General features: G+C 49.8%; 31 protein-coding genes. 6 read left to right on the top strand and 25 right to left on the bottom strand.

Annotated elements, in window-relative coordinates:
- Nucleotides 1–6: 6 nt before the first annotated feature.
- From OQJ98_00150 to OQJ98_00175, 6 genes are all read right to left on the bottom strand, one after another.
- Nucleotides 7–924, bottom strand: a complete 918-nt coding sequence (locus OQJ98_00150; protein ID MCW9054387.1) for a M48 family metallopeptidase — start codon at nt 922–924, stop codon at nt 7–9.
- Nucleotides 925–933: 9 nt separating this feature from the next.
- The gene (locus tag OQJ98_00155) at nt 934–1260 is read right to left on the bottom strand and encodes a nucleoside triphosphate pyrophosphohydrolase (protein MCW9054388.1); all 327 of its coding nucleotides are present in this window, start codon (nt 1258–1260) and stop codon (nt 934–936) included.
- A 5-nt stretch (nt 1261–1265) separates the two neighbouring features.
- Nucleotides 1266–1772: a hypothetical protein gene (locus tag OQJ98_00160; protein MCW9054389.1), complete on the bottom strand. Its 507-nt coding sequence runs from the start codon at nt 1770–1772 to the stop codon at nt 1266–1268.
- 11 nt (nt 1773–1783) lie between these two features.
- Nucleotides 1784–2344 carry a LemA family protein gene (locus OQJ98_00165; GenBank protein MCW9054390.1) on the bottom strand — a complete coding sequence of 187 codons (561 nt, stop codon included), beginning with the start codon at nt 2342–2344 and terminating at the stop codon, nt 1784–1786.
- Nucleotides 2345–2477: 133 nt separating this feature from the next.
- The gene (groL, locus tag OQJ98_00170) at nt 2478–4142 is read right to left on the bottom strand and encodes a chaperonin GroEL (GenBank protein ID MCW9054391.1); all 1665 of its coding nucleotides are present in this window, start codon (nt 4140–4142) and stop codon (nt 2478–2480) included.
- A gap of 7 nt (nt 4143–4149) precedes the next feature.
- Nucleotides 4150–4464 (bottom strand): co-chaperone GroES, encoded by a 315-nt coding sequence (locus OQJ98_00175; GenBank protein MCW9054392.1) that lies wholly within the window; start codon nt 4462–4464, stop codon nt 4150–4152.
- Nucleotides 4465–4597: 133 nt separating this feature from the next.
- On the opposite strand from OQJ98_00175, the gene secG reads away from it, so the two are divergent.
- The 4 genes from secG to OQJ98_00195 all read left to right on the top strand — a co-directional run bounded on the left by secG (nt 4598) and on the right by OQJ98_00195 (nt 9753).
- Nucleotides 4598–4831, top strand: a complete 234-nt coding sequence (gene secG, locus OQJ98_00180) for a preprotein translocase subunit SecG (GenBank protein MCW9054393.1) — start codon at nt 4598–4600, stop codon at nt 4829–4831.
- 95 nt (nt 4832–4926) lie between these two features.
- A complete protein-coding gene (locus OQJ98_00185) occupies nt 4927–6636 on the top strand; it encodes an ABC transporter substrate-binding protein (protein ID MCW9054394.1) in 1710 nt (569 codons plus the stop codon).
- 41 nt (nt 6637–6677) lie between these two features.
- The gene (locus tag OQJ98_00190; protein ID MCW9054395.1) at nt 6678–8555 is read left to right on the top strand and encodes a ribonuclease J; all 1878 of its coding nucleotides are present in this window, start codon (nt 6678–6680) and stop codon (nt 8553–8555) included.
- Nucleotides 8556–8568: 13 nt separating this feature from the next.
- Entirely contained in the window at nt 8569–9753 is a 1185-nt protein-coding gene (locus OQJ98_00195) for an MFS transporter (GenBank protein ID MCW9054396.1), read from the top strand.
- A gap of 7 nt (nt 9754–9760) precedes the next feature.
- Here the strand turns inward: OQJ98_00195 and OQJ98_00200 are convergent, their stop codons facing one another.
- The 4 genes from OQJ98_00200 to nth all read right to left on the bottom strand — a co-directional run bounded on the left by OQJ98_00200 (nt 9761) and on the right by nth (nt 12194).
- Nucleotides 9761–10456 (bottom strand): A/G-specific adenine glycosylase, encoded by a 696-nt coding sequence (locus OQJ98_00200; GenBank protein MCW9054397.1) that lies wholly within the window; start codon nt 10454–10456, stop codon nt 9761–9763.
- 91 nt (nt 10457–10547) lie between these two features.
- Entirely contained in the window at nt 10548–10784 is a 237-nt protein-coding gene (locus OQJ98_00205) for a PspC domain-containing protein (protein MCW9054398.1), read from the bottom strand.
- 11 nt (nt 10785–10795) lie between these two features.
- Entirely contained in the window at nt 10796–11482 is a 687-nt protein-coding gene (locus OQJ98_00210) for an HAD-IB family phosphatase (GenBank protein MCW9054399.1), read from the bottom strand.
- 31 nt (nt 11483–11513) lie between these two features.
- Entirely contained in the window at nt 11514–12194 is a 681-nt protein-coding gene (gene nth / locus OQJ98_00215) for an endonuclease III (protein ID MCW9054400.1), read from the bottom strand.
- Here nth and OQJ98_00220 point away from each other — a divergent pair.
- Nucleotides 12181–12432: a hypothetical protein gene (locus OQJ98_00220; protein ID MCW9054401.1), complete on the top strand. Its 252-nt coding sequence runs from the start codon at nt 12181–12183 to the stop codon at nt 12430–12432. The genes nth and OQJ98_00220 overlap by 14 nt on opposite strands.
- 46 nt (nt 12433–12478) lie before the next feature.
- Here OQJ98_00220 and OQJ98_00225 read toward each other — a convergent pair whose 3' ends face one another.
- The 11 genes from OQJ98_00225 to OQJ98_00275 form a co-directional block, all read right to left on the bottom strand.
- Nucleotides 12479–13201, bottom strand: a complete 723-nt coding sequence (locus OQJ98_00225) for a TIGR00341 family protein (GenBank protein MCW9054402.1) — start codon at nt 13199–13201, stop codon at nt 12479–12481.
- A gap of 149 nt (nt 13202–13350) precedes the next feature.
- Entirely contained in the window at nt 13351–14595 is a 1245-nt protein-coding gene (locus tag OQJ98_00230) for an ABC transporter permease (protein MCW9054403.1), read from the bottom strand.
- A gap of 5 nt (nt 14596–14600) precedes the next feature.
- Nucleotides 14601–15317 carry an ABC transporter ATP-binding protein gene (locus OQJ98_00235; GenBank protein MCW9054404.1) on the bottom strand — a complete coding sequence of 239 codons (717 nt, stop codon included), beginning with the start codon at nt 15315–15317 and terminating at the stop codon, nt 14601–14603.
- A 10-nt stretch (nt 15318–15327) separates the two neighbouring features.
- The gene (locus OQJ98_00240; GenBank protein ID MCW9054405.1) at nt 15328–16875 is read right to left on the bottom strand and encodes an efflux RND transporter periplasmic adaptor subunit; all 1548 of its coding nucleotides are present in this window, start codon (nt 16873–16875) and stop codon (nt 15328–15330) included.
- A 19-nt stretch (nt 16876–16894) separates the two neighbouring features.
- Nucleotides 16895–17413: a rhodanese-like domain-containing protein gene (locus OQJ98_00245; protein MCW9054406.1), complete on the bottom strand. Its 519-nt coding sequence runs from the start codon at nt 17411–17413 to the stop codon at nt 16895–16897.
- 18 nt (nt 17414–17431) lie between these two features.
- Nucleotides 17432–17992, bottom strand: coding sequence for a 2'-5' RNA ligase family protein (locus tag OQJ98_00250; GenBank protein ID MCW9054407.1), 561 nt, complete (start codon nt 17990–17992; stop codon nt 17432–17434).
- 6 nt (nt 17993–17998) lie between these two features.
- Nucleotides 17999–18694, bottom strand: a complete 696-nt coding sequence (locus tag OQJ98_00255) for a tryptophan-rich sensory protein (GenBank protein ID MCW9054408.1) — start codon at nt 18692–18694, stop codon at nt 17999–18001.
- 4 nt (nt 18695–18698) lie between these two features.
- The gene (locus OQJ98_00260; protein ID MCW9054409.1) at nt 18699–19247 is read right to left on the bottom strand and encodes a hypothetical protein; all 549 of its coding nucleotides are present in this window, start codon (nt 19245–19247) and stop codon (nt 18699–18701) included.
- Nucleotides 19248–19291: 44 nt separating this feature from the next.
- Complete coding sequence (locus OQJ98_00265; protein ID MCW9054410.1) at nt 19292–19417, bottom strand: hypothetical protein; 126 nt, start codon at nt 19415–19417, stop codon at nt 19292–19294.
- 29 nt (nt 19418–19446) lie between these two features.
- Entirely contained in the window at nt 19447–20004 is a 558-nt protein-coding gene (locus OQJ98_00270; GenBank protein MCW9054411.1) for a Gmad2 immunoglobulin-like domain-containing protein, read from the bottom strand.
- Between the two features lie 2 nt (nt 20005–20006).
- Complete coding sequence (locus OQJ98_00275; protein MCW9054412.1) at nt 20007–20420, bottom strand: hypothetical protein; 414 nt, start codon at nt 20418–20420, stop codon at nt 20007–20009.
- Between the two features lie 100 nt (nt 20421–20520).
- Here OQJ98_00275 and OQJ98_00280 point away from each other — a divergent pair, with 100 nt between their 5' ends.
- Nucleotides 20521–20718, top strand: coding sequence for a hypothetical protein (locus OQJ98_00280; GenBank protein ID MCW9054413.1), 198 nt, complete (start codon nt 20521–20523; stop codon nt 20716–20718).
- A 38-nt stretch (nt 20719–20756) separates the two neighbouring features.
- On the opposite strand, the gene OQJ98_00285 is transcribed toward OQJ98_00280, so the two are convergent.
- From OQJ98_00285 to OQJ98_00300, 4 genes are read right to left on the bottom strand one after another with little or no spacing between them, the layout of a single operon-like run.
- Nucleotides 20757–21113, bottom strand: coding sequence for a hypothetical protein (locus OQJ98_00285; protein MCW9054414.1), 357 nt, complete (start codon nt 21111–21113; stop codon nt 20757–20759).
- A gap of 49 nt (nt 21114–21162) precedes the next feature.
- Complete coding sequence (locus tag OQJ98_00290) at nt 21163–22842, bottom strand: AAA family ATPase (GenBank protein MCW9054415.1); 1680 nt, start codon at nt 22840–22842, stop codon at nt 21163–21165.
- Between the two features lie 59 nt (nt 22843–22901).
- Nucleotides 22902–23090 (bottom strand): hypothetical protein, encoded by a 189-nt coding sequence (locus OQJ98_00295; protein MCW9054416.1) that lies wholly within the window; start codon nt 23088–23090, stop codon nt 22902–22904.
- Nucleotides 23087–23794, bottom strand: coding sequence for a zeta toxin family protein (locus OQJ98_00300; protein ID MCW9054417.1), 708 nt, complete (start codon nt 23792–23794; stop codon nt 23087–23089). The genes OQJ98_00295 and OQJ98_00300 overlap by 4 nt, the downstream gene beginning before the upstream one ends.
- Nucleotides 23795–23984 lie beyond the last annotated feature (190 nt).

Consider the following 23984-nt stretch of genomic DNA (forward strand, 5'->3'; position numbering starts at 1 on the left):
CTGACCTTATTCTAATTCTTGTCTACTTTGGGTATGTTGGCGCAAAGCGAGGACCCTTTCTTCGACTGGTGGGTGGGTTAAGAAAAGCTTATTCAAGAATTTTCCACTCTTGTCTCCCCCAAAAGGATTCGAGATAAAGAGATGCGCGGTCGCGTGGTTCGCTCGCTTCATCGGGGCGTTGTACCCACTGATCTTCTCGAGCGCCGAGGCAAGCCCGTCTGGGTAGCGTGTGAGAAGCGCTCCTGACGCGTCAGCCAAGAACTCTCGCTTGCGAGATATCGCGAGCTGAATGAGTTTCGCGACAATGGGCGAGAGAAGTGCGAGCGCAAAGCCGGCAACAATCAATACAAGCTGTGCGCGACCATCACGGTCTCCATTGTGATTCCCAAACAACGTCATGCGTAAGAAAAAGTCAGAGAGCAGTGTCACAAACCCAAGGAGCACCACGACGACGGTCATGAGGAGCATGTCGCGATTCCCGATGTGTGAGAGCTCATGTGCGATCACCCCTTCGAGTTCATCGCGCTCAAGTATCGAAAGAAGCCCACTCGTCACCGCAACCACTGCGTGCTCTGGGTCGCGACCGGTTGCAAATGCATTGGGTGCAGTATCATTAATAATGTAGAGCTTCGGCATTGGAAGCCCTGCAGTGATTGAGAGATTCTCAAGGATATTCCACAATTCGCGGTGTGAATCGCGCGAGACTGGTTGCGCACCAGACATCTTGAGTACCACCTTGTCTGAAAACCAGTATGCACCGATATTCATAAGAACACTAAAGGCAACTGCCACCCAGAGAATGACCGGACTCTCAAGGATATATGAAAAACTCCACGCCACACCGACTATCACAAAGAAGAACGCAAGCATGAGAAACCACGTCTTTCTGATATTACTGTCCTTGTGTGTGTACGCTGTTGCCATACTGAAGTGTTACCTGGTCGATTCGAGGAAAATACGCTGTTCGAAACCGCCGCGCTTTTCCAACTTTTTTTTCTGCGCTTGATCAATCTCCGCTCGATCAAGTGCAAACCCTTTCACGATCGCATCGATAACCTCAAAAACATCTGCAAGTTCCTCGATAAGCTCCTTGGGATCGTCTGCTGCTAAACGCACCTCGATAATCTCCTCCTCAAGTTTCTTTATGAGTTCAATGCGATACTCGTCATCATCAAGGACGCGCGTCACACAGGTTTCTCCGTTTGCTTCGATCTTCTCGGGGATGCGATCGCGCACTAACTTATTGAATACTTGCTTCATAATGCTTATGAATACAATTTTATCGTCTTGAGGATGTCCGTGTCGATCCCCTCAATATGATCGTATCCTCCAATCTCCTCCGCGTCCACCCACGCAAAGTCAGTGAACCCGTGCTCTGGCACCACGCCCCCTTCCTTATATGCGACTGCGAATCGCACTAAGACCGATGGCGTACCGTCGCTGCGCACAAAGAACACACTCTCAAGATACTGCGGCTTATTCGCGACCTCAATTCCGGCGCGCTCGCGGACAACTTGCTTTACATGCTCCTCAATCGGGCTATTGAAGTTGAGTACACCATCACTTCTTGAATCAGGCTGATCGAGATTAAACTTACCCCACGAAAGCCTGCCGCCAGGAAGCCCCCACTTGCCGGGGTACACATCATCGCGCTCATCTCGCTTGAGAATCAGACACTTTTGGTCACTCTCTCGGAAGACCACAATGGTCGTCACAAAGTAAAAGAGCTTGTCTTCCTCTGCAGACTTGATTGATATATGCCGGCCGGACATACCTTGCCGTGCTAGAACGAAACCTTTACCGGGTCCTTTGCCGCCTGCTCGTCCTCACCAAGCTCAAAGAATTCCTGCTTATCAAAGCGAAATACGTTTGCCACAATATTCTGTGGGAACGATTCGATTGCAGTGTTGAGGTCGCGCACATTACCGTTGTAGAAACGACGCGCCGCCTGAATCTTATTCTCAGTGTCGGAGAGTTCACGCTGAAGCTCAAGGAAGTTTTCGTTTGCTTTGAGGTCCGGATAGTTCTCTGAAACAGCGAAGAGTGATTTGAGCGCGCCGGTCAGCATGTTCTCCGCCTCTGCGCGCTCCTCGAGCGAACCTCCTTGCATTGCCTTTGCACGCATCTCGGTCACCTTCTCGAGTGTTTGCTTCTCATGCGCGGCATACCCCTTCACAGTATTGATAAGGTTCGGAATCAGATCATAGCGACGCTTAAGCTGGACATCGATGTCCGCCCACGCTTCCTTTGCGCGATTGATCATGCGCACAAAACTGTTGTACGCGAAGACTACCCAGAGGGCAACTACCGCAACAACACCAATAAGAATGTAGACAATAGTCATGTTTTTGTAGGTTTAGATACTAAGTATCTCTAGTATACCATTCTCTAAAACGGGACAGCAACAACCAGAAGAACCCTCGCTGTTTACCAAGACGCCACTCTCCATTCCCTCAAATAAACCTTGTAACGAAGGGTTACATCATCCCCGGCATACCGCCAGGCATCCCCATGCCGGAAGCAGGTGCTGCTCCACCCTTCTCTTCTCCCGGCTCGTCCGCAATGGCGACTTCGGTTGTAAGGAGGATTGCTGCAGCAGATGAGGCGTTCTGGAGACCGGAGCGCGTTACCTTGACCGGGTCGATGATGCCCGCCGCAAGCATGTCGTCTACGATCTCATCTCGCTTCGCGTCGTACCCGCCATTTGCCTTACCGTGCATGACCTTATCCACAATCACGGATCCATCCTCCTTCCCGGCATTCATCGCGATCTGCTTCAGTGGTCGCACGAGTGCATCGAGTACGATCTCAAACCCGACCGCTTCCTCGCGACTCATGTTCTCTTTATCTTTTTCAAACTGTGTACGGACCTTCTGGGAGACCTTTGCGAGTGCGACGCCACCTCCGGGAACCACCCCCTCTTCAATTGCCGCCTTGGTCGCATTGACCGCATCTTCGATCTTGAGCTTGAGATACTTCATCTCAGTCTCAGTCGCCGCGCCAACACGAATCACTGCGACACCACCAGAGATCTTCGCGATGCGCTCCTCAAGCTTCTCCACGTCAAACTTTGAAGTTATACCAGCAACCTGCGCCCGAAGTTGCGAGACATATGTGTCTATGTCTGCTTTCTTCCCTTTACCGCCAACAATGGTTGTCTTGTCTTTTGTTGCCACAACACGACTTGCCTTCCCAAGCATCGCCACCTCTGCGTTCTCAAACGTAGTGGCGGTATCCTCAGAGATGACGTGCGCCCCGACAACGACGGCAATATCGTGAAGCATTACCTTCTTCCGGTCACCAAACCCGGGCGCTTTGACAGCAAGCACATTGAACGCGCCACGAAGGCGATTCACGACAAATGTTGCAAGCGCTTCACCCTCTACATCATCTGCAATAATTACGAGTTCTTTCTTGCCGGTCTGTGCAAGCTTCTCAAGAAGCGGGAGTACCTCCTGTACATTTGCAATCTTCTTATCGGTAACGAGGATTGCGACATCCTTATATTCTGCCTCCATACGCTCCGAGTTCGTCACCATGTATGGTGAGATGTAGCCGTTATCAAACTCGAGCCCTTCAACGACTTCTTTTTCAATACCAAACGATTGTGACTCCTCAACTGTCACCACACCATCTTTACCAACGGCATTAATCGTGTCAGCAATAATGCCACCAATTTCTTCAGACTCAGCTGAGATAGTTGCTACTTGCTTGATCTCTTCCTTCCCCTGGATTGGCTTTGCTATCTTCCTGAGGACTTCGATCGACTGCTTTGTCGCTTGCTCGATCCCGCTTCGCACTGCCATAGCATTCACGCCCATCGTGACATGCTTGAGTCCTTCAGCAACTAAGGCCTGTGCGATGACAACCGAAGTCGTGGTCCCATCTCCGGCAAGCTCATTAGTCTTATTGGCAACCTCTTTAATGATCTCGGCCCCCATGTTTTCGATCTTATCTCTAAGGGTAATCTCCCTTGCAATCGAAACGCCGTCGTTGGTAATAGTCGGCGCGCCAAACCCTTTATCAAAGACAACGTTGCGCCCACGCGGACCAAGTGTCACTTTGACCGCGTCTGCTACCGCGTCAATTCCGACTTTGAGCAATCGCCGTGCATTTTCATCAAAAATAATCTGTTTTGCCATATTGATTTTATTTAATCACTGCCAAGATGTTCTCTTCGCGGAGAATGTAATATTCCTTCTCATTAATAGACACTTCATCGAGACCATATTTTGAGAATACAACACGATCGCCAACCTTCACTGTCATCGGCGCACGCTCACCACTCTCAAGCTGACGACCTTCACCTACCGCGACTACCACACCTTCTTCCGGCTTTTCGCCCTTCACGGTTTCAGGAATAATGATGCCGCTTTTGGTCATCTCTTCGCGTGGCGGAAGCTCAACGAGTACACGGTCACTGAGTAGCTTGATATCCAACTTGTTTTTCGTATCTTTTGCCATAACTGTGAGAAATGCTTAATTAAGAGGTTAATAAAGCTTGATTTGCAGTAGTATTATACGTTCACGAGACACGCTGTCAATCCAGAATGGATATGTTTACAATCTTTCTTGCCCCTGCTATACTGCGGAGCAAATGGAAACACTTACAGCAATATTGCCGTATATCCAAATTGCGCTCTCCATCCTTCTCGTTCTTGCGGTACTGCTTCAGCAGACCGGAGCGGGACTCGGAGGTGCATTCGGTGGAGATAACTTCTCAAGCGGATTCCACACGCGACGCGGATTTGAAAAGACACTTTTTAACGCAACAATCGTTATTGCGGTTCTTTTCGCGCTCTCGGCATTTATCGCGCTCATTATTCAATAGCAATCTCTCAGCAAACGAAACCGAGACACTGAAAATATTCAGGTACTCTGAGAAACTCTTTTTCTCTTGTGAAAAAACTCCACCCACTCTTTCATATGCATTTTCATCTTCCGCGTGCGGCTACATTCGAGCGTGTCTTCACTTCTTTTTCACCCTCTGAGAAGATACTCTTCTGGGGCCTCACTGGACTCCTCGTATTCAGTACCCTTGGATTAATTGCAGAGGTGAACGACTCGATCCTTATTGAGACTGAAGCACGTGGCGGTAGTTTCGCTGAAGGTATCCTTGGATCGCCTCGGTTCATCAATCCGGTCCTCGCACTCTCAGATGCCGATCGTGACCTGGTGTCTCTCATATATTCAGGGCTCATGCGTCCAACCGCTGATGGTTCATTATCTCTCGACCTCGCGGAGTCATACACCGTCTCCGAAGACGGTTTGGTGTATGACTTTACGATCAAGGATAATGCGCTATTTCATGACGGCACACCAGTAACGGCAGATGACGTAATCTTCACCATAGGGAAGACGCTTGACCCAACACTGAAGAGCGCGCAACGGGCGAACTGGGACGGTGTGCGTGTGGAGAAAATCTCCGACCACTCAATCCGCTTTACGCTTGCGCGTCCGTATGCGCCATTCCTTCAGAACACCACTCTGGGGATCCTTCCCAAGCACCTTTGGGAAGATATCGACGCAGAACAGTTGCCATTCAGTCAGTTTAACGTCGAACCGGTTGGCTCCGGGCCATATCGAATAAAGAAAATAGCGAAAGATTCTTCCGGGATTCCTGAAACATATATACTTGATTCATTCAAAGAATACGTGCTCGGTCGCCCATTCATCAATTCAATAACTCTACACTTCTACAAAAACGAATCCGATCTGATTGTTGCATTTAACAAGGGGCGCATTGACGCACTCAACAGCATCTCTCCCGAGCACGTAAGCGAGCTTGAAGATGCGAAAGTGTCACGCACACCACTCTTGCGTATATTCGGCGTTTTCTTCAACCAAAATACCGCGCAGATATTCTCTCACATAGAGGTTCGTAAGGCGCTCGATATAGCAGCTAACAAGACCGCGATTGTTGAGCAGGTTCTTGCTGGCTATGGTACAGAAATCGACAGTCCAATCCCCCCGGGAAGTATTGGTCGCACCACAGTCAACACACGTGAAAATGGACACCGAGGCAATATCGAAGAAGCTCGCGACATATTAGACCGCAATGGTTGGACATTTGACGAAGAGGAGGGTGTGTGGGTCTCTGAAGACGACGAGCCACTCCGATTTTCACTCTCAACATCGAACGTGACTGAGTTGAAGTCGGCCGCCTACCTACTAAAAGAGGTGTGGAATGAACTCGGCGCACAGGTTGAAGTGAAAGTTTTTGAAGCCGGCAACCTCAACCAGAATGTCATCCGTCCACGCGAGTATGACGCTCTTCTCTTTGGCGAAGTCATTGGACGCGAGCTTGATCTTTTTGCTTTCTGGCACGCTTCGCAACGCAATGACCCCGGACTCAACATCGCACAATACGCCAACATCACTGCTGATGCACTGCTTGAGAGGGGGCGCACAACCCTTGATCGTGAAGCTCGAGATGAGGTGTACTTGCAGTTTGAGGACGAGGTGCGACAAGATATACCAGCAGTCTTCCTCTACTCACCGGACTTTATTTACGTACTACCAGAGAAAATACGCGGTGCAGACCTCGGCTCGATTACCACATCAGCTGACCGATTCATGGACGTACATCAGTGGTTTATACGAACAGATAAGGTGTGGAGTATCTTCTCTCGATGAACTTACTAAATATTGATTCATTATTATAAAAATTATCAAACATGACACCTAGAAAGAAAACAACAACACAAAATACCAGACCAACGACACGCACAAATAGTCAATCGCGCACTACCACTAAGAAGACATCGGCTGGGCGCAGCGGCGCACGGAAGAACACACGACGACAGTCATCAACCCGGCGTGTCATTCATCGCACATCTGCTCCACGCGACTCACGTGAAAAGAAACGCGAACCGATACCTGAGATCAAAGATGGTGTACGCATCATCCCACTTGGTGGTGTTGAAGAAGTTGGTCGTAATATGACCATTGTCGAGACAAAAGATGACATTGTTATTGTCGATGCTGGTTTCCAGTTTGTCTCTGAAGAAGCACCTGGCGTTGACTACATCCTCCCCAACACCCACTACCTTGAGGAGCGTAAGGACAAGATCCGCGCAATCCTTATCACACACGGCCACCTCGACCACATCGGAGGTATCCCGTTCATTCTCGACCGTATTGGCAACCCGCCGATCTACACCGGTGAGCTTACCGCGTTCATGATCAAAAAGCGCGCGGAAGAATTCCCAAGTGTGAAGCATACCGTAAAGACTCTGGATCCAGATGTCCCGGTGACTCTTGGTAGCCTTAAGGTGCGCACTTTCCCTGTCACCCACTCGATCCCTGACTCGACCGGCATGCTCATAGAGACGAAAGATGGCAACATTGTCCTCAGTGGCGACCTAAAACTTGAACACAAAGACGGTGTTCCTTCAGAGCGTGAAGAGAAGGTCTGGAGCAAGGTCGGTTCGGGTAAGAACCTTATGTTCATTGCCGACTCAACGAACGCGGAGCGTGGTGGTTTCTCGGTCCCTGAACAGGTCGTCTTTGACACTCTTGAAGACATCATTAGAAAAGCTGATGGGCGTATCATTATTGGTACGTTTGCCTCACAGTTTGAACGCATGATCCGAATCATCGAAACTTGTGAGAAACTCGGAAAGAAGGTTGCTGTTGAAGGCCGCAGCATCAAGACGAACCTTGAGATCGCCAAGAAAGCAGAGCGTCTTAAGGCGGCAAAAGCGACACTCATCCCAATCCAAGAGGTTGATAACTATCCTCCAGACAAACTCGTAGTTCTCGCAACAGGTGCCCAAGGTGAGAAATTTGCTGCTCTTATGCGTATCGCGACCGGACAGCATAAATTCCTCAAAATGACGAAACGTGACACAGTCGTCCTCTCATCTTCGGTCATTCCGGGCAACGAAGTATCCGTCCAACGCCTGAAGGACAACCTCTACCGCCATGCTGGGCACGTCATTCATTATCGTACTTCAGATGTTCACTCGACCGGACACGGCAACACCGGGGAGCTTGTGTGGATCAACCAGAAAGTCGGCGCGAAATTCTTCATGCCCGCGTATGGATACTACTCAATGACTCGCTGTCACGCAGACGCCGTGATCGAGTCCGGCTTCCCGGAGAAAAATATCGTTGTTGCAGACAACGGGACCATTGTCGACATTGTCGATGGTGGTGAGAGGATGATCGTACAGAAAGCTTCCGCTCCATCAGGACCAATGATGGTAGATGGATTCTCAGTCGGCAACGTGCAAGATGTGGTTATCCGTGACCGCCAGAACATGGCACAAGACGGCATGTTTGTCGTTATCGCGACAATCAACCTCAAAACCGGAAAGCTCCGCAAGTCACCTGATATCATTTCACGCGGATTCGTCTACCTCAGAGAATCCCAAGACCTCTTGCAGCAAACACGTCTTATTGTAAAGAAAAGTGTTGAAGAGACGACAAAGGGCATGCGTCCAGTCAACTTCGATATGGTAAAAGACAACATCACGGACACAGTGAGTGCGTTCCTCTTCCAGAAGACGAACAAACATCCAATCGTGATACCGGTCCTCCTTGGAGTATAAACACTAGACAATAATGGATCTTCTGAAAAGCACCAACAGTGAAAAGAGCCACCAATTTGGGTTGTTGTACGTCATCAACTTCATCATCTCTTTCCACCTCTTCTTCATTGTCTACTTCAACTCAAGCCACTTAAAAGAGATAGGGTTCTCAGAAGAAAGCTTGAGTGGCATATACATCCTCGGCTCAGCAGTCGGTATCTTGGGAATGCTTACCTTTGCCCGCGTCTTGCGTCGAGTTGGTTGTTACCGTGCTGCGCTTGTCCTCCTCTCGCTTGAGATGTTTGCTCTCGGAACACTGGCATTTACCCAAGACCTGCTGATCTCCCTCATAGCGTTCGTTGGTTACCTCCTTATCTTCCCACTGATTCTCCTCTCGCTTGACGTCTTCTTGGAGAGCATGACCAAGCAAGAAGGTTCCACGGGGAGCATCCGCGGCATCTTCCTCACCGTTACAAACGCCGCACTCATCATCTCCCCACTTGCCGCAGGCTTCCTGCTTAATGGTGATGGTTTCAGTAAAATGTATCTGGTCTCCGCTTCGTTCCTGCTACCCGTTATCATCATCGTTGGTTGGTACTTTAAAGGATTCTCTGACCCGGTGTACGAACCACTCCGTCTTAAGGACGTGCTCCATGATTTCTCACAAGACAGAAATCTACGCAACATCTTCCTGGCACACCTTGTCCTCAGGATTTTCTACGTATTTATGGTTATCTATACCCCATTGTATCTCCATAACACAATCGGTTTCTCACTTTCAACAATCGGTATTATGTTCGCAATCATGCTTCTGCCGTTTGTCCTCTTTGAGATTCCGCTCGGAAAGATAGCCGACCGATTGCTTGGAGAAAAAGAGATCATGATCGTTGGATTCCTTATCGCAGGAGCAACCACCCTACTAATGTCTCTTATTTCAATACCTGCCTTTGCTCTCTGGACAGCGGTCTTGTTTGCAACACGAACCGGCGCTAGCGCGATTGAGATCACCACCGAGAGCTATTTCTTCAAACACGTCGGCGGGAAAGATGCTGACACAATCAGTCTCTTCCGCACCCTACGCCCGCTCAGCTACATCATTGGAGCTACACTTGGCGGTGTCGCACTTCTCTTTACAACTATTCACTACTTATTCATTATTCCCGCAGTCTTTCTCTTTCTTGGTATCATACCCGCGTCTCGTATCAGAGACACAAAGTAGCGCACAACTACGCAATGCGCGCAGTCGTCTTAGTTAAGACGATCATTCCCTCTCTTTTGAGTGCATCGAGTTGCTCGCGCACCCGCGACTCCTCAAAGTGTCTAAGTGCATTGAGAAGCCTTTTAATAGAGATCAGCTTGTATTTTGTGAGCTCTGTCATGATTGCACCACGAATCTCTCGATTGGAACCTTTAAAAGGAGTCTGTTTTATGTGGTGGCGACTCTTTTGTGATGGATTCTTCCCTTCTCGTTTGAGTCTTGTGCCATAGTCCATGAGCGCGTAGTACCACTCACGTGGATCTTCTCGGTCTAGTGTTTTCTCTACGTACGGAAGAAGTTCCTTATCGGACACATTCTTACTGTCTGAAAAGAAAAAATGAATGAACACCGAACGAATATTTGTCTCAATGAATACACTGGGAGCATTCCACGCAAACGCCATTACGGCACCTGCAGTGTATGGTCCGATGCCGGGAAGTTCTTCCAGTCTCTGTATATCTCTTGGTATACGACCATTATGCTCTTGTACGATCTCCTTTGCACACGCTAAGAGCATCTTTGCCCGCCGATTGTACCCAAGCCCTTGCCACACAGAGAGTACGTCACGAAGTGGTGCATCTGCAAGTATCGTGATTGTCGGAAATCGATCAAGGAATGATTGGTACTTTGGTACCACTCGATCGACCTGCGTCTGCTGCAGCATGATCTCAGATACGAGAATACGATATGGGTCATTCGTCTCACGCCAAGGGAGCTTCCGGCCATGCGTGCGATAGTATGTGAGAATGTGTTGTTTAAACCTCCGCGGTGTCATGACTTTCTTCCTCAAAGACGATCGAAGGTCTCTGTGGCACAATGAAGAGTGCGATGACATAGATGAGCAGCCCGGGGACAATGCCGCTAAACACCGTGACCACGACCCACACGAGTCGTAATAGCGTTGGGTCAATATCAAAGTGCTCCCCCAGACCCCCGAAGATTCCGGCAAATATCTTATTCTCCGCTGATCGATAGAGTTGTTTCTTTTTCATGGTATGTATTCTTATGAGATTGTATAAATAACATCTTTACGCTCAACAACAACCTCCCACCCAAGACGCTTCGCATGACGGTAAAGATTGTTGTTGGGGTTAAAGCAGATCGGCCGCTCAACCGCTTCAAGTATGGGAATATCGCTTTCGGTGTCCCCCACTGCGACTGATCCCTCAAGTGTCAGTCCTTCTTTCGCTACCGCGCGCCGAAAGATGTTCGCCTTGTTCATGATGAGGTGCTCATCAGTCACCTCACCGGTGCAGAGGTCTTGCGGCCCGATCTCATAGATCCGGCCGTACACCTTGTCAAAACCCAAGTGGGTGCAGAACGGGTCAACAGTTGTCTTTGGGGACTGTGAGATAGCAAGAAGAAAGTACCCTTCTTGCTTAAGCTCAGCAACCAGATCGCGAGTATAACGATATACGCGCTTCTTCTGCTCGTCAACTACCTGCTTTGAAACATCGCTAAGAATGCCGTAATGCACCCCTTTGATATTCTCACGAAAAGTACGAACAACCGCGTTGATATACTCTTCATATCCCCCTTCGCGCTCAAACCAAGAACGGTACTCGTTTTCATACTTTTGCGCCACGTCAGGCGGGAACACTTCTTCTCGGATAAACGCTTCGACGAGCTCAATAAGCAGACTTGAGCGAAATATCGTTCCATCAATATCAAAAACGGCAACTTTTTTCATAGACTCATTTTAGCACACCTGGTCTCCGGTCTTATTTTGACTTTGGCCAGATGTGTGCCGCCTTGGGATAAATGACGGTAAGCGGATGTTCTGTGCAGTCATGTTTATGAGCCGTACAAATGTAACGCCCAAACATAACCAGTGCGTGATTCACGTATTTCCAGTCTTTCTTCGGGATTATCTCCATGAGGTCTCGTTCAATCTTCACCGGATCTTTATGAGAAGTCAGGTCGTACTTGAGTGCAAGGCGCCTGACATGCGTATCAACTGCGATTCCTTCATAGATCCCGTGCGCCTCTCCGAGAACAACGTTCGCGGTCTTCCGCGCAACACCAGGGATGGTGAGCATTTCCTCCATGGTATTTGGGATTCTGCCGCCAAAATCATTCTTTATAACCTTCGCAGCCGCAAGAATATTTTTTGCCTTGTTGCGATAAAAGCCAGTTGGTTTGATGTCCTGCTCAAATTCACGAAGCGATGCATGCACGTAGTCATCGAGTTTTCGATATTTCTTGAAAAGTGTCTTTGTCACTTCATTCACACGCTTGTCGGTACATTGTGCAGAGAGTATGACCGCAACGAGAAGTTCCCAATTCGTGGAGTAATTGAGTTCTGTTTGTAAATCCGGGTAGAGCTTCTTCAGTACGCGAAGCATTTTCTTCATCCGTTCACTGCGTTCTCTTTTCTTTTTGGGAGACATGGTATTCGCCATAATACCACGTGTAGATACCGGGCAGGAAAAGAGCGGTCGCAAGTCTGGCGGCCGCTCTAAAGAGGTCGGGTTGATGATGTCAGTCGCGATTACCGCCGCGACATGCAACATGGTCGATACTGTCATCATCTGGCTTCGCTTCCTGTTCTTTGGCGAGACCTTCTGGCACCGGCTCTTGATCCTTGCGCTCATCATCCATGACCACCTCCTGCTCTTGGTGTTCCTCTTCTCAGTATAAAATAGCCTTCAAGAAGGTACAGAGGAGTTATCCACCTGCCCACGTGTTAGTAATCCGCCTCTTCTACCTTCTCAATCTTCTTCTCTTCTCGTTCAACACGACGCTCTTCTTTCTCGATAGCGCTCGCCGCAACTTTTCGCTTACCGTGTACATCCATGAGTGAAAAACTCACCATTGCTGCAAAGATGATACCAACAATATTAACCAAAAAGAGCACAAGAGATCCCGCAACCACATCCCAGTCGACATTTGCAATACCCACACCAACAGTAGCGAGCGGTGGGATGAGTGCGACCGAGACGGCAACACCCGGGAGCGTCTCAGAGAGCTTTGGCTTTACGAGTGAATACGAGACCGCTATGCCGGAGATGACCGCAACGACAAAGTACAGAAGTGACGGTGTCGTGCGCGCAACGACCTCAGAAGTAAGATACTCTCCCGTGTTTGCAAAAAGCGTCACCAAGACAGCGCCAATAATCCCCAAGAGCATCGCCTTTACCACTGCGGAAAAGGAGCGACCAATAAGCTTGTAGTCAGAGAGCGACACACCAAGCCCAAGGCTCACTGTTGGATAGAGGATTGGTGCGATAAGCATACTTCCGATCACGATTGCTGCACTATCAAGAAGAAGCCCAAAAGTAGCCATGAGGACCGAAAGTGTCGCCATAAGGAAGAAATCGAAATCCGGCGTACTATCCGTAATCAACTTCTCAATCGCTTTGGTCTTATCTGCTTCGCTCACAACGCGAAGATGCGAAATAAATCCCATAATATCTAGAGTATATCATATGCCACAGGTCGCACGGTCATTCTTTTGTGCATACTGCCAGTGGTATTCTTCGGTCTCTCAGAAACATCCCGCTGCAAATATTGCTTTTGTGTCCTCTCCTCATTCATATGAATACCCTCTCACAAAACCTATTCATACCGCAGTGCTTCGATCGGACTCTTCTTTGCGGCCTGGCGCGCCGGATAGAGGCCGAAGACCACACCAACCAATGTCGATACACCAACCCCAAGGAGTGCCCCAACAACAGGGAACGTGAACGTCCATGAGAGTTCAAGCCCCTTCGAGAGGACGAGAGACACAAGGAACGCGAGGGCCGAGCCGAGCAAGACCCCAACGACGCCACCTACCGCAGTGAGAAGCACCGACTCAAGAAGAAACTGACGCATAATGTCCTTTTTCGTAGCACCAATTGCCTTTCGCAGACCGATCTCTTTTGTGCGCTCAGTCACCGAGACGAGCATGATGTTCATCACCCCGATTCCACCGACAACCAGTGCGATTGCGACAACTGAAGAAAGGAACGCAGTAAGAACCGAGAGAATCGTCCCGATCTGTTCAACAAGCCCTTCTTGGGTTACTACAAAGAAATCATCTTTCTCTGGATCGGTGATATTGTGTGATTCGCGGAGCGTCGCTTCGATGTCGCGAACGGTACGGTCAACATACACAGGGTCATCCGCACGCACCATGATCTCTTGGTAGTGATCCGTACCAGTCAGATACGTCTGCGCGGATGTGTATGGAATCACCACAACTTTGTCTGGATTGAAAAATGATGACTGTCCATACGACGGCAACACACCTACCACACGAAAGTTTCGGTCTCTTATCTTTATGTTCTTTCCGACTGCATCGCTACCCCCGAAAAGTTCCTGTTTTACTTCACTCCCGATAACCGCAACGCTCGCCTTCTGCCTAATATCAATGTCGGTGAAGTATGCACCCTCGCTCGGGTAAAGATCAAATACACTCCCCATGAATTCTGCTGACCAACCAAATATCTCCGGGCGATACGTCTCACCTCGATACGAGACCGAGCCGGGGACCACGACAGCTGGCGCAATATCAGAGAGATGAGGCACGTTCTCACGCCGCTTGAGTGCCTCAAAATCACGCTCTTTCAGCGAGTCACTAAACAATGTCTCAGCAAAATCAGTCGGTCCGGTCGGCTCCTGACCTGGGCGGATGACGATAAGGTCGGCACCAAGCCCGCCGAGTTCAGAGAGCACAAGGTTCTCTGCACCCTTCCCAATCGAGACGATGAGGATGATTGCGGCGATACCAATCACAATACCAAGAACAGTGAGCATGGAGCGTACCTTGTTGGTGAGCAGTGCGAGCCGTGACGTATGAAGAAGGAGAAGTGGTTTCATAATAGCTACTTTATCTCATGTTTATGCCGGATATCATCTGGTGTCTTCTCATCACTAACGACTCGTCCGTCTTTAATACGAATGATTCGATCGGCGTAGCCGGCGGTGTAGGTCTCGTGGGTTACCAAGATGATTGTGTGTCCATTGTTATGCAGGTTCTCAAGCACCTCAAGCACTTGTTTCCCCGACTTTGAGTCGAGGTTCCCGGTTGGCTCATCAGCAAAGATCACGTCCGGTTTGTTGACTAACGCGCGCGCAATCGCAACCCGCTGCCGCTCACCACCAGAGAGACGCGCCGGCTCGTGTTTAACACGGTGCTCCATACCCACCGCACGGATCGCTTCCTGCGCCCGTGACTCCCATTCACTCTCCGGCACCTCTGAATACAAAAATGGAAGCATAACGTTCTCTAGGACCGATACGCTCGGAAGTAGGTTAAATGTCTGGAAGACAAAACCTAGTCGATCATTGCGGACAAAGGCTGCCTCATCATCCGAATACTCCTGCACCAACTTCCCGTCAAAAAAGTACTCGCCAGCTGTTGCACGATCAAGGAATCCGAGAATATGTAAAAGTGTCGACTTTCCCGAGCCAGACGGCCCCATGATTGAGACGAACTCTCCTTTAGCAATCTTGAAAGAAACATCGAGTAGCACAGTGAGCGGCAGAGCATCTCTGCTCTGATAGGTCTTTGTGAGGTTGCGTACATCAATTAGATCCATACGCTGTCGATTATTCCCCAAAGAAGAGGATCACCCGCTCACCGGCCGAAATTCCCGAGAAAACCTCGATACGACCACCCGAGCCGCGTAGTCCGGTCTCGATTTTCCGTTCTTCAAAACCACCGTTCTCCGTTACCACCTGTACATATTTATCCCCGTCGCGGTATTCAATTGCGCGCGCAGGAATTGTGACCACATCCTCCTTCCTGCCGGTGAGAATATCAACGTTCGCGGTCATGCCTGAGCGCCCTAAACCTTCCGGATCAATGAACTCGAGTACTACTTTGTATGTTGATACCCCCTCAAGCACGGTCTCCGCTGACTCGACTGAAACTACGTTTGCATTAAAATATCGACTCGGATCATACGCGTCGAGTGTTACGCGCGCACCATCCCCAAGCACCACCTTCGCGATATCCGCTTCAGGTACAAAAGTCTCGATCTCAAAATTAGCCGGTGTGATCAAAGAGATGACCGGAGTGTTTGCGGCAACCGTCTCTCCGCGCTCGATATTCATCTTGGTCACCGTACCACTAAACGGCGCGACAATAATAGTCTTTGCAAGCTCGGCTTGCGCGGCAAGTACCGCCGACTTTGCTTGCTCGACACTCGCTTCCTGTGCATAGATCTCTTCGTCTGTCGCACCTGCTTGAGCAAGCGCCAGCTCCTGCTTAGCGAGCGTAAGTGCTGCCACAGCTGTATTTACCGACCCTCTCGTTGAGACAAGGTTGCTCGCCGAAGTGCTCACCGCAGTCCGCGCAGCGGATATGTCTACGCTATATGCGTCAATCGTGCTCTGCGAAAGCGACGAATATGAACTCGCGACACTGAGTGCGTACGCCACGTTCGCGAGAAATGACTTTACCACCTCAACAGCGGCAACCGAGCGATCAGCAAGTGTTGTGAGATCCTCATTATCAACAATTGCGACATGCCACTCACTAAAGATCGTCTCGAGCTCTCGTCGACCGGATTCAATATCACGCTCAAGTGTTGACTCTGTAGCAAAAGAAAGCTGCGGGTGTTCTGAGCGCGCGCTACTGATAAACTGGTCGGCTTGCGTACGCACCGCGTCATCGGATTTGATGTACGCGTCAGAGATGCGCTCGCGGAGCGCTTCCCGCGCTTCATACAAATCAGTCTCTGCGGAGGCGACTCTCGCCTGAGAGACCGCGAGCTCCTCTGCGCGCGTACCACGACGAAGCTCATCGAGTCGTGCTTCTTCATTCTTTTGTACTGACTGAGCCTCTGAAACTTTCGCGACCAGATCTGCGTTTGCGAGCGATGCAAGCACTTGACCCGCGTATACCTCTTCACCGGAAGCAACCATAATGCGCGCAACGCGCCCGCTGCGCTCGAAGGAAAGATCCGCCGCTTCAGCTGCTTTGAGCTTCCCGGTCACGCTCACTTCCTGCACCAACTCACCACGCTCTGCCATTGTTGCTTCGTATACTACCTCCTGTTGCCCACCGAAGAAGAACCATGCAAGCACGACCAACAAGACAGCGCTGATAACGATGACGCTTTTCTTGTTTTCTTTGAGGTAGTAAGTATCCATACTATATATTTCTTAGTTTCTATGTATTCCAGGGCATCTTTGAGAGCACCCATGACATCGTGCAAATGCCGGAAACTCCCGCGAAAAGCAGGCCGGCACCGACAAATGCAGAGAGCGCAAACCAGTACAAATGAACAAAATAGCCGAGCCCGGCACCCAAGAGGATAAGCACGCCGGCAGTGATCATAACCTGACGGATGATTGGGATGCGGATCTTCCCGCTCCCAACGACATGGAATCCGCTGTTCTGCCATGCACGAAGCCCTCCTGAGAGGTTCATCACCGCAATGCCGCGTGCGCTGAGTATCTGGCACGCACGCGCACTTCGAGCACCAGATCCACACATTACGTAGACAATTCCCACTTTCCTTAAGCGCTCAATGTTCTTTTCTTCTTCAATCGTCTGAATTGGTATATTGACCGCACCGATGAGGTGCGCGCTTTGGTACTCAGGAGGCGTGCGCACATCGACAAGGAGCTCGTCCTGATTGTTGTCGTGCAAGAGTAAGTCGAGCTCTTTTGGGGATACGTTCTTCATATATACAGTATACAAGACCTACCCCAAAAGAGGGAATACCTCTTCGACCTCCCACCTGCCCGAGATGTGTCGGAAGAGCGTGATGTTGTTGAGCACAAGATCAAATTGCGGCAATGAGATATTCTTAAGATATTCCTGAACGTGCCCCATATCCTCAGGTGAGAGAAAACGTGCCACTGACACATGGAGAGTGAGAGGTCGCCTAAGAAGGTTCTTTCCTTCGCCAAATTCAGCAATTCTATCAACGATACGCTCAGCGTGTGCTTGAATAACTCCGCTTTTACGTACGGCGAGGTATACGATCCCGCCACCGTCTTTCTGTGTAAAGGAACCAAATCCCTCAATAGTGAGTGGGATCGAGCGCTCCTCTCCTGCAATCTCTCCGAGAAGTTCCTTGAACAAGGCAGTATCCCCACTCTCAAACGGTGGTTTAAGAGTGAGGTGCGGCGGAGTGTGAAGTGAGAGATTTTTTATACCGAAACGTTCTGAGAGATTTGTAGTGAGATGTTTGTAGTACCGAGCCACCACTTCATCAGTAATCAGATGTCCAACGAAATAGCGATCGGTTTTGTGACGCATACTTCCTTACTCGAGCAGTTCGCACGTGAACGCGCATGCCGCAATACAGACCTCGGCCGAAGTGTCACACGGCGAGCCACACGATTGGAATACGCCACTGCGTGCGCGGCAGTCAGATCGAAACGGTTCCTTGTCCAGACCAACGTCTGATGTATAGACGATGTGTGTTTGGTATTCTGCTTCGATAGGAACACGTGAGTGTGGCGCACCTGGACCGTCATTGAGTTGCCAGATCGACACATTAAGCACGGTCGCGAACGATACCCAGAGGAGATATGGAATAAGCAAGAGCGCTGCCCAACGGTCAATGTGCCACGAGAATGCGATAAGTGCCGCGATCATAAGCCAGAGGATCACAATAACAATAATCGAGAGGAAGAGCTCCTGCATCCCAAAGAAGACAAGCGACCATAGTATGTTTACCCCCAGGTGGACAAGAAAAAGATAGAACACCCACCGATTCCGCGCTTCTTTGAGTCCCCGCTCCCATATAAGGAAAAAGGAGAAACCCATAGCAAGATACAGCAAGAACCATACCGGACCAAAGACTTCACTCGGTGGCATGAATACCGGCTTTAAGAGACCTGCGTACCAGACTGAAAGCGATTGTGCGGTAAAACACGAACCAATGACTCCCGCTCCTTGTGCGAGAATCACAGATAAGATGAGGCGATGCAGGTTGTTCTTGTTGATGATATTCATGGTTTTATGTTACTGGACACGTAAGCGGCTTACTGATGTTCTCAAGAATGAACCAGGTTGAATACAAGAGCGCTACTCCACCGAGCACACCGAATTCAGCGCCACCAAACGGCAGAAGCGCCACCAACCCCGCGCCACCAAGTAGCCCGAGTAGTGAGGTGAGGATTATGGTGCCACACGCCGCACAACCAATACCGAGAAAGCTCGCAACGACCCCGCCAATACTCAACACCGTGCTACCGCCGCCGAGCCCACCTTGTCGTACTTTTATGTAGTATGCCAACAGCGCAGCGTTGATCCCAAAGAGCACCGACGCAACAACAATAAATACCACTGACACCGTGGGTACGCTCGCACTAAATGATGTGAGTAGACTCATCAAGAGCCCTGCCTTCTGGGAAAGTGGTGCATCTAGATGGATAACAATACTGTTGATCAGAGATGCATTCAAAATCCATACAGAGATCGCAAATGTAAGAGCGCCGACACAAAGTGCGATTAGGATATATGCGATCCGAGAGAACACCTGAAAGAATGTAGTAAATAAAGACATGTTTCTTGTTTTAGATAATAGAGGCCATTGAATAGGAAGTTCTGCTAGGCTTCCCCTTTCGGCTCCTGCTTCTTTGGCTTGATACCTCTGTTCTTGTCGACACCACGAAGACGCGACGCCTGCTTTGGGCGAAAGAATATTCCTGCCATCTTTTCCTTGAATTTCTTCATGTCCTCAGTATACCAAAGGTGCCTGGAAACTACTCAAACACAACGGGGATTTCAAGCGCGTCGTCGTACTGCTGAAGGCCCGACGCGTTGTGTCGCTTGAGGATAAGCGTCCCGCGCTTCATGAACTCAGGGTCACCAACGTCGTATGGACGCTCGAACTCAAGAGTCGATTCAAACGGCACAAACCCCTCGGTCATCCACTCACCATTTGCCTCAGCGTAGTGCTCAGCAATGATACGCCCATCCCAGTCGGTGAGCACTACGGGGAATGATGCTTCAAAGAACCAATACCCGCGCGCTTCTCCAGCAATCTCAAGTGGACTCACGATACGTCCGTTCGGTCGGGGCGCACTAATACGGATCAGGTCAACCTTTTCAAGTTCATTGCCTATATACTCAATGAAGTGCTCGCCGCTTCTGGTGCGGCACTGTCGGGGGTAGCTCTCCATGACCGGATTCCCCGCCTCGACACACTCCTCAAAAGTGGTGACTCGCGACTCCTCACTCCACCCGACAATCAGATCAACAACGAAAAAAATAAGCGTAATGAAAACAGCCGCGGCGGTGATCTGAAGCAACTTTCGCATAACTAACGGGTGAGACGTCGAAGCGCGATCACAAAACAGAGAATAAAGAAGAGGGACCCGTAGATGCACGTCGAGAGTCCGAGGGTGTAGAAGGTCGGATCGGTAAAGAGTCCAACGATCTCAGGGATCGCAAAAGAACCTGAGAAAACAACTCCAATTCCCGCAACTACTACATGGAGGATGCTCATCCGGTACATTGAGATCACTCCGGTAAGGCCGAGTAGCGTCACCACAAAGAGAGTCACAAAGAGCGCGAAGCCATACCAGCACGCGGGATACCCGAGAAAATAGGGACATGTTTCTCCAAACGCACACGTTTTTGTGAATAATTTCACCGCGCTGAGGTACCCAGAGAAAAGCGCGCCGGCAGCGCTGAGGATAAGCATCTGTATAGGGTGTGTCAGATATTGTTTCATATACAGTGATTATACCAAGACATCAAGAAATGAATATCAGCGTTGCCCACAACTCCACCCGACCATATAATGGACATATTACCGACCTAAAAATACCACGATGCACAATAACAACGCCTACAACCTTATGGCGCAGATCGTCACTGAGTCAAAGAGTATCTACCAGATGAAAGAGTACTATTGCAACGATGCTAAGGAAGCTGCTGAGTGCAAACAAGTCTGGGAAGACCTTATTAGAGATAAAGAGGAACACATTGCGCTCCTCACCGGACTCCTCAAGAAAGAGCTCAACAACTAATCGTTAGAGAAGAAACGCCAGGCAATGCCTGGCGTTTTTTATTCTGCGTCGTGAATAGTATTCTGTCTGAGGACATCCGGGTCGCCTGAGTCGATTGCTTCAAGCTCCGGCTCAAGTTCACTTCGTACCCGATCGCGGTCAACGAGCTCAAATGCTGAGTAACCTTCTGCGTCGTTGTTGTAGCGAAGCGCGAGGTTCTCGCGTTCAAACCAATCAAAGAATTCTTCCCACTCAATCCGCTCGACCTCAGTATTATTTGGGTCAAATGCAATGTCCATCACAAGCGGTCGGTCAGTATCCTCGTCCGTAACCCCTGAGATCACAACCGGGAAACCACCATGGCTTTCGATCCACTTCTTCACATTGCTAAAATTTTTCGTGTATCTATCTCTCATATTCGTACGCCCATAGTACTCCTTTGATCTGAAGTCGACAAGCTCACGCTTATACAAACAACCGCGCAATGCGAAGCTCCTCGTAGGTGTACTCCCCTTTAAGCGCGCGGTGGACTGGAGCGAGCTTGGTGTCCTTTGCTTTCTCAAAGGCCGCTTTTATCTTCTTGAGGTCTTTTGCCTTCGGTTTGAAGCGCGCAAGGTCGATGTCCGCACCGAGCTTCTGGAGTTTTTCAAGATGTGAGACGATCGTGCTGAGCGTCATGCCGCGCGCCTTTGCGATATCCTTAAGAGAGAGACCCTCTTCGATAAGTAGCCGCGTCTGTTCGTGCGTGGGGACCTTTTCTCGTACACCCTCCCGTTTCATGTCTGCATTCCGTGCGGCGTTCTTTAGGATTTCCTTTTCATCTACCGTGCCGCCCATACGCTCAACAAACTCTTTGTGCATCTCTGCAACCTCACCTGCTGAAAAACGCGAGATGACCCGCTCCCATTTCGCTGACTCGCGGCGCAGGTGAGAATCATACTCAAGCACCTCACGGTTGACTTCAAGCGCCTGGTCATTCAGCCCGCGTAGAGTAAGCCCCTTAAGGGTACGCAAACGTGAGAGTGCAACGTACCCTTGGCCGGATACGAAACATTTTGAAAGGTCAATCTCAGCAGCGTCCAGACTCATCCCCTGACTCTTATGAATCGTGATCGCCCAGGCAAGCCGAAGCGGAAGCTGAGTCACCTGCGCGACGGTCTTCTCCCCCTCTTCGACACGCCACTCAGCCGGGAGCACGGTGATCTCGTCTCCATAAAACGTACGCACGACTGGGAAGCCGTCTTCAAAACCGGTGATCACGCCGAGTGTACCGTTCACGTAGCCCGCCTCAAAGTTGTTCTTCACAAACATCACCACCGCATCTTCCTTGAGTGAGAGTGTCTCAGGTGCGAGAAGTCCCTTCTTGAGGGACGCGACAACACTCGCTTTGCCCTTTGATTCCATATCGTACTCGCGCTCTTCACCCGGCAGTTTCTTGAGCTCAGCGGCATTGAGCGCATCCACGTCCAGGTTGTGGGTGTAGAGCCGTGTCGGCCGCACCTTACCTTCAGGCTCACCTTCCTCCCCCATACACCCCTCAAGAAGTGAACATGACTCGTTTGATACGTCACCACTCCGCATCTCGTTTAAGATATTCAAAAGCGCGTCGTCACTCTGTCTGAACTGCTCGTCGAGGTAGCACACACGAATGTCTGCCGCACCCCAAGCATCAGACGCGTATGCAAACTCGATCATCCGACTCCCGCGCACCACTGGTGGCAACTGAAAGAAGTCTCCCGAGAGAACAAGCTGCATACCGCCAAACGGTTGATCGACTTGCTTCATTGCACGTGCCAGCCGATCAAGCGAGTCGAAGATCGCGGGTGTGAGCATCGACACCTCATCGATGATGAGCACCTTCGTCTTGTCATAACGCTTAAAGAGGTACTCCTTCTGCACGAGCGCGTCGATGTCCATGTCGGAAAGGAAATCTTTGATGCCAATACCGGACCATGAATGAATGGTCACCCCACCAAAGTGCGTTGCGGCAATGCCTGTCGAGGCAGTGAGCCCGACTGCAACTCCGCGGTCTTTCAAAAAGGAGATGTACTCGCGGAGCACATGCGTCTTACCTGAGCCGGCCGGCCCAGTGAGGTAGGCATTGCGTCCCGCCTTCAAGATATCAAGTGCTTGCGCTTGCTTCATGAACACATTTTATCACACATACAAAAACCGCCTGCTCGTGCAGGCGGTTTTTGTACGTATTACGAATTCACTGTCGTGCGTTTGCGGTATGCGTGCACCACTTTGCGCTGTTCCTCATTTGCTTCTCTTAACACCTGAGTAATGACCTTTTTCTTATCACCAGCAGATCTTGAGAAAAACTCTGAAAAATCGTTCTCTCTCGCCTCTGACTGTCCGAAGGAAGAGAAAAACCTAATGAATTTCGTCATATAAGTAACGTGTTTAAATCATCTACAGAATACCTCCCATCAGCCAAACGGTCAATATCCGCTACAGACCCGTTCAGTTTAAGCTTCTCGGTACCTGTTTCGTAGTCCTTGATGAGCACATTAATCTTAATAGCATCTCCAAGCTTCCTTTTCACCGATTTTACATTTTCCCGAGAATCAAAGAACGCTCTCACAAACACGTCTTTGGATACGTGTCGCGCCTCCTCCAGTTCTCTCGCCTTAGTGAACTCCCATGCATGACGCGGATCTTGATATACAAACCACACCTCCACCCGGCGTCCTCTTTTTAATGAACGCCTGATGTTATCCTCCACACCACCATACGCAAAGGTCCCGTCCATGATGCAGTTGATATCATTGCTCAGCGCATGATCATACAGAAAGTTGACACCTTTGTTTGCCGCTCTCTGAAATACGTGAGCGTTGTCTCCTGTATACCCGGGGCAAAATGCGCGTATTTCATCTGCGTCGATACGCACCGGGGCGTCCTTAATAAACCTCTTCATCAGCCCTTTTGACACTTCTGTCTTCCCTGCGCCAGGGGACCCGGCCATGAACAATGAAACTGGTTTACTCACAGAATGACACACTTCGGTCGGACAGAACCTCTCGATGAGTTCTTTCTTGTGGGTTTTGATATATTCAAGCGCTTCGTCTTCCAGCTTCTTCTCTTCTTCAGTCATGCTCACAGTGTATCATGCATACTACACTCCATTTTCTAAACTCTATTAAAAACAACAAACACCGCTTGCGCGGTGTTTGTTGTTTGCCCAAAGCGTCTATTCAGTCCTGTTACATACTGCGCGGTATCACTCCGAGGAGATCAACCGTAGGCGCTAAGGTATGTAAGATAGTACTCTTCCAAAGAAATAT

Source organism: Candidatus Paceibacterota bacterium, assembly GCA_026195275.1.
GTDB lineage: Bacteria > Patescibacteriota > Minisyncoccia > Phycocordibacterales > JABMNX01 > JABMNX01.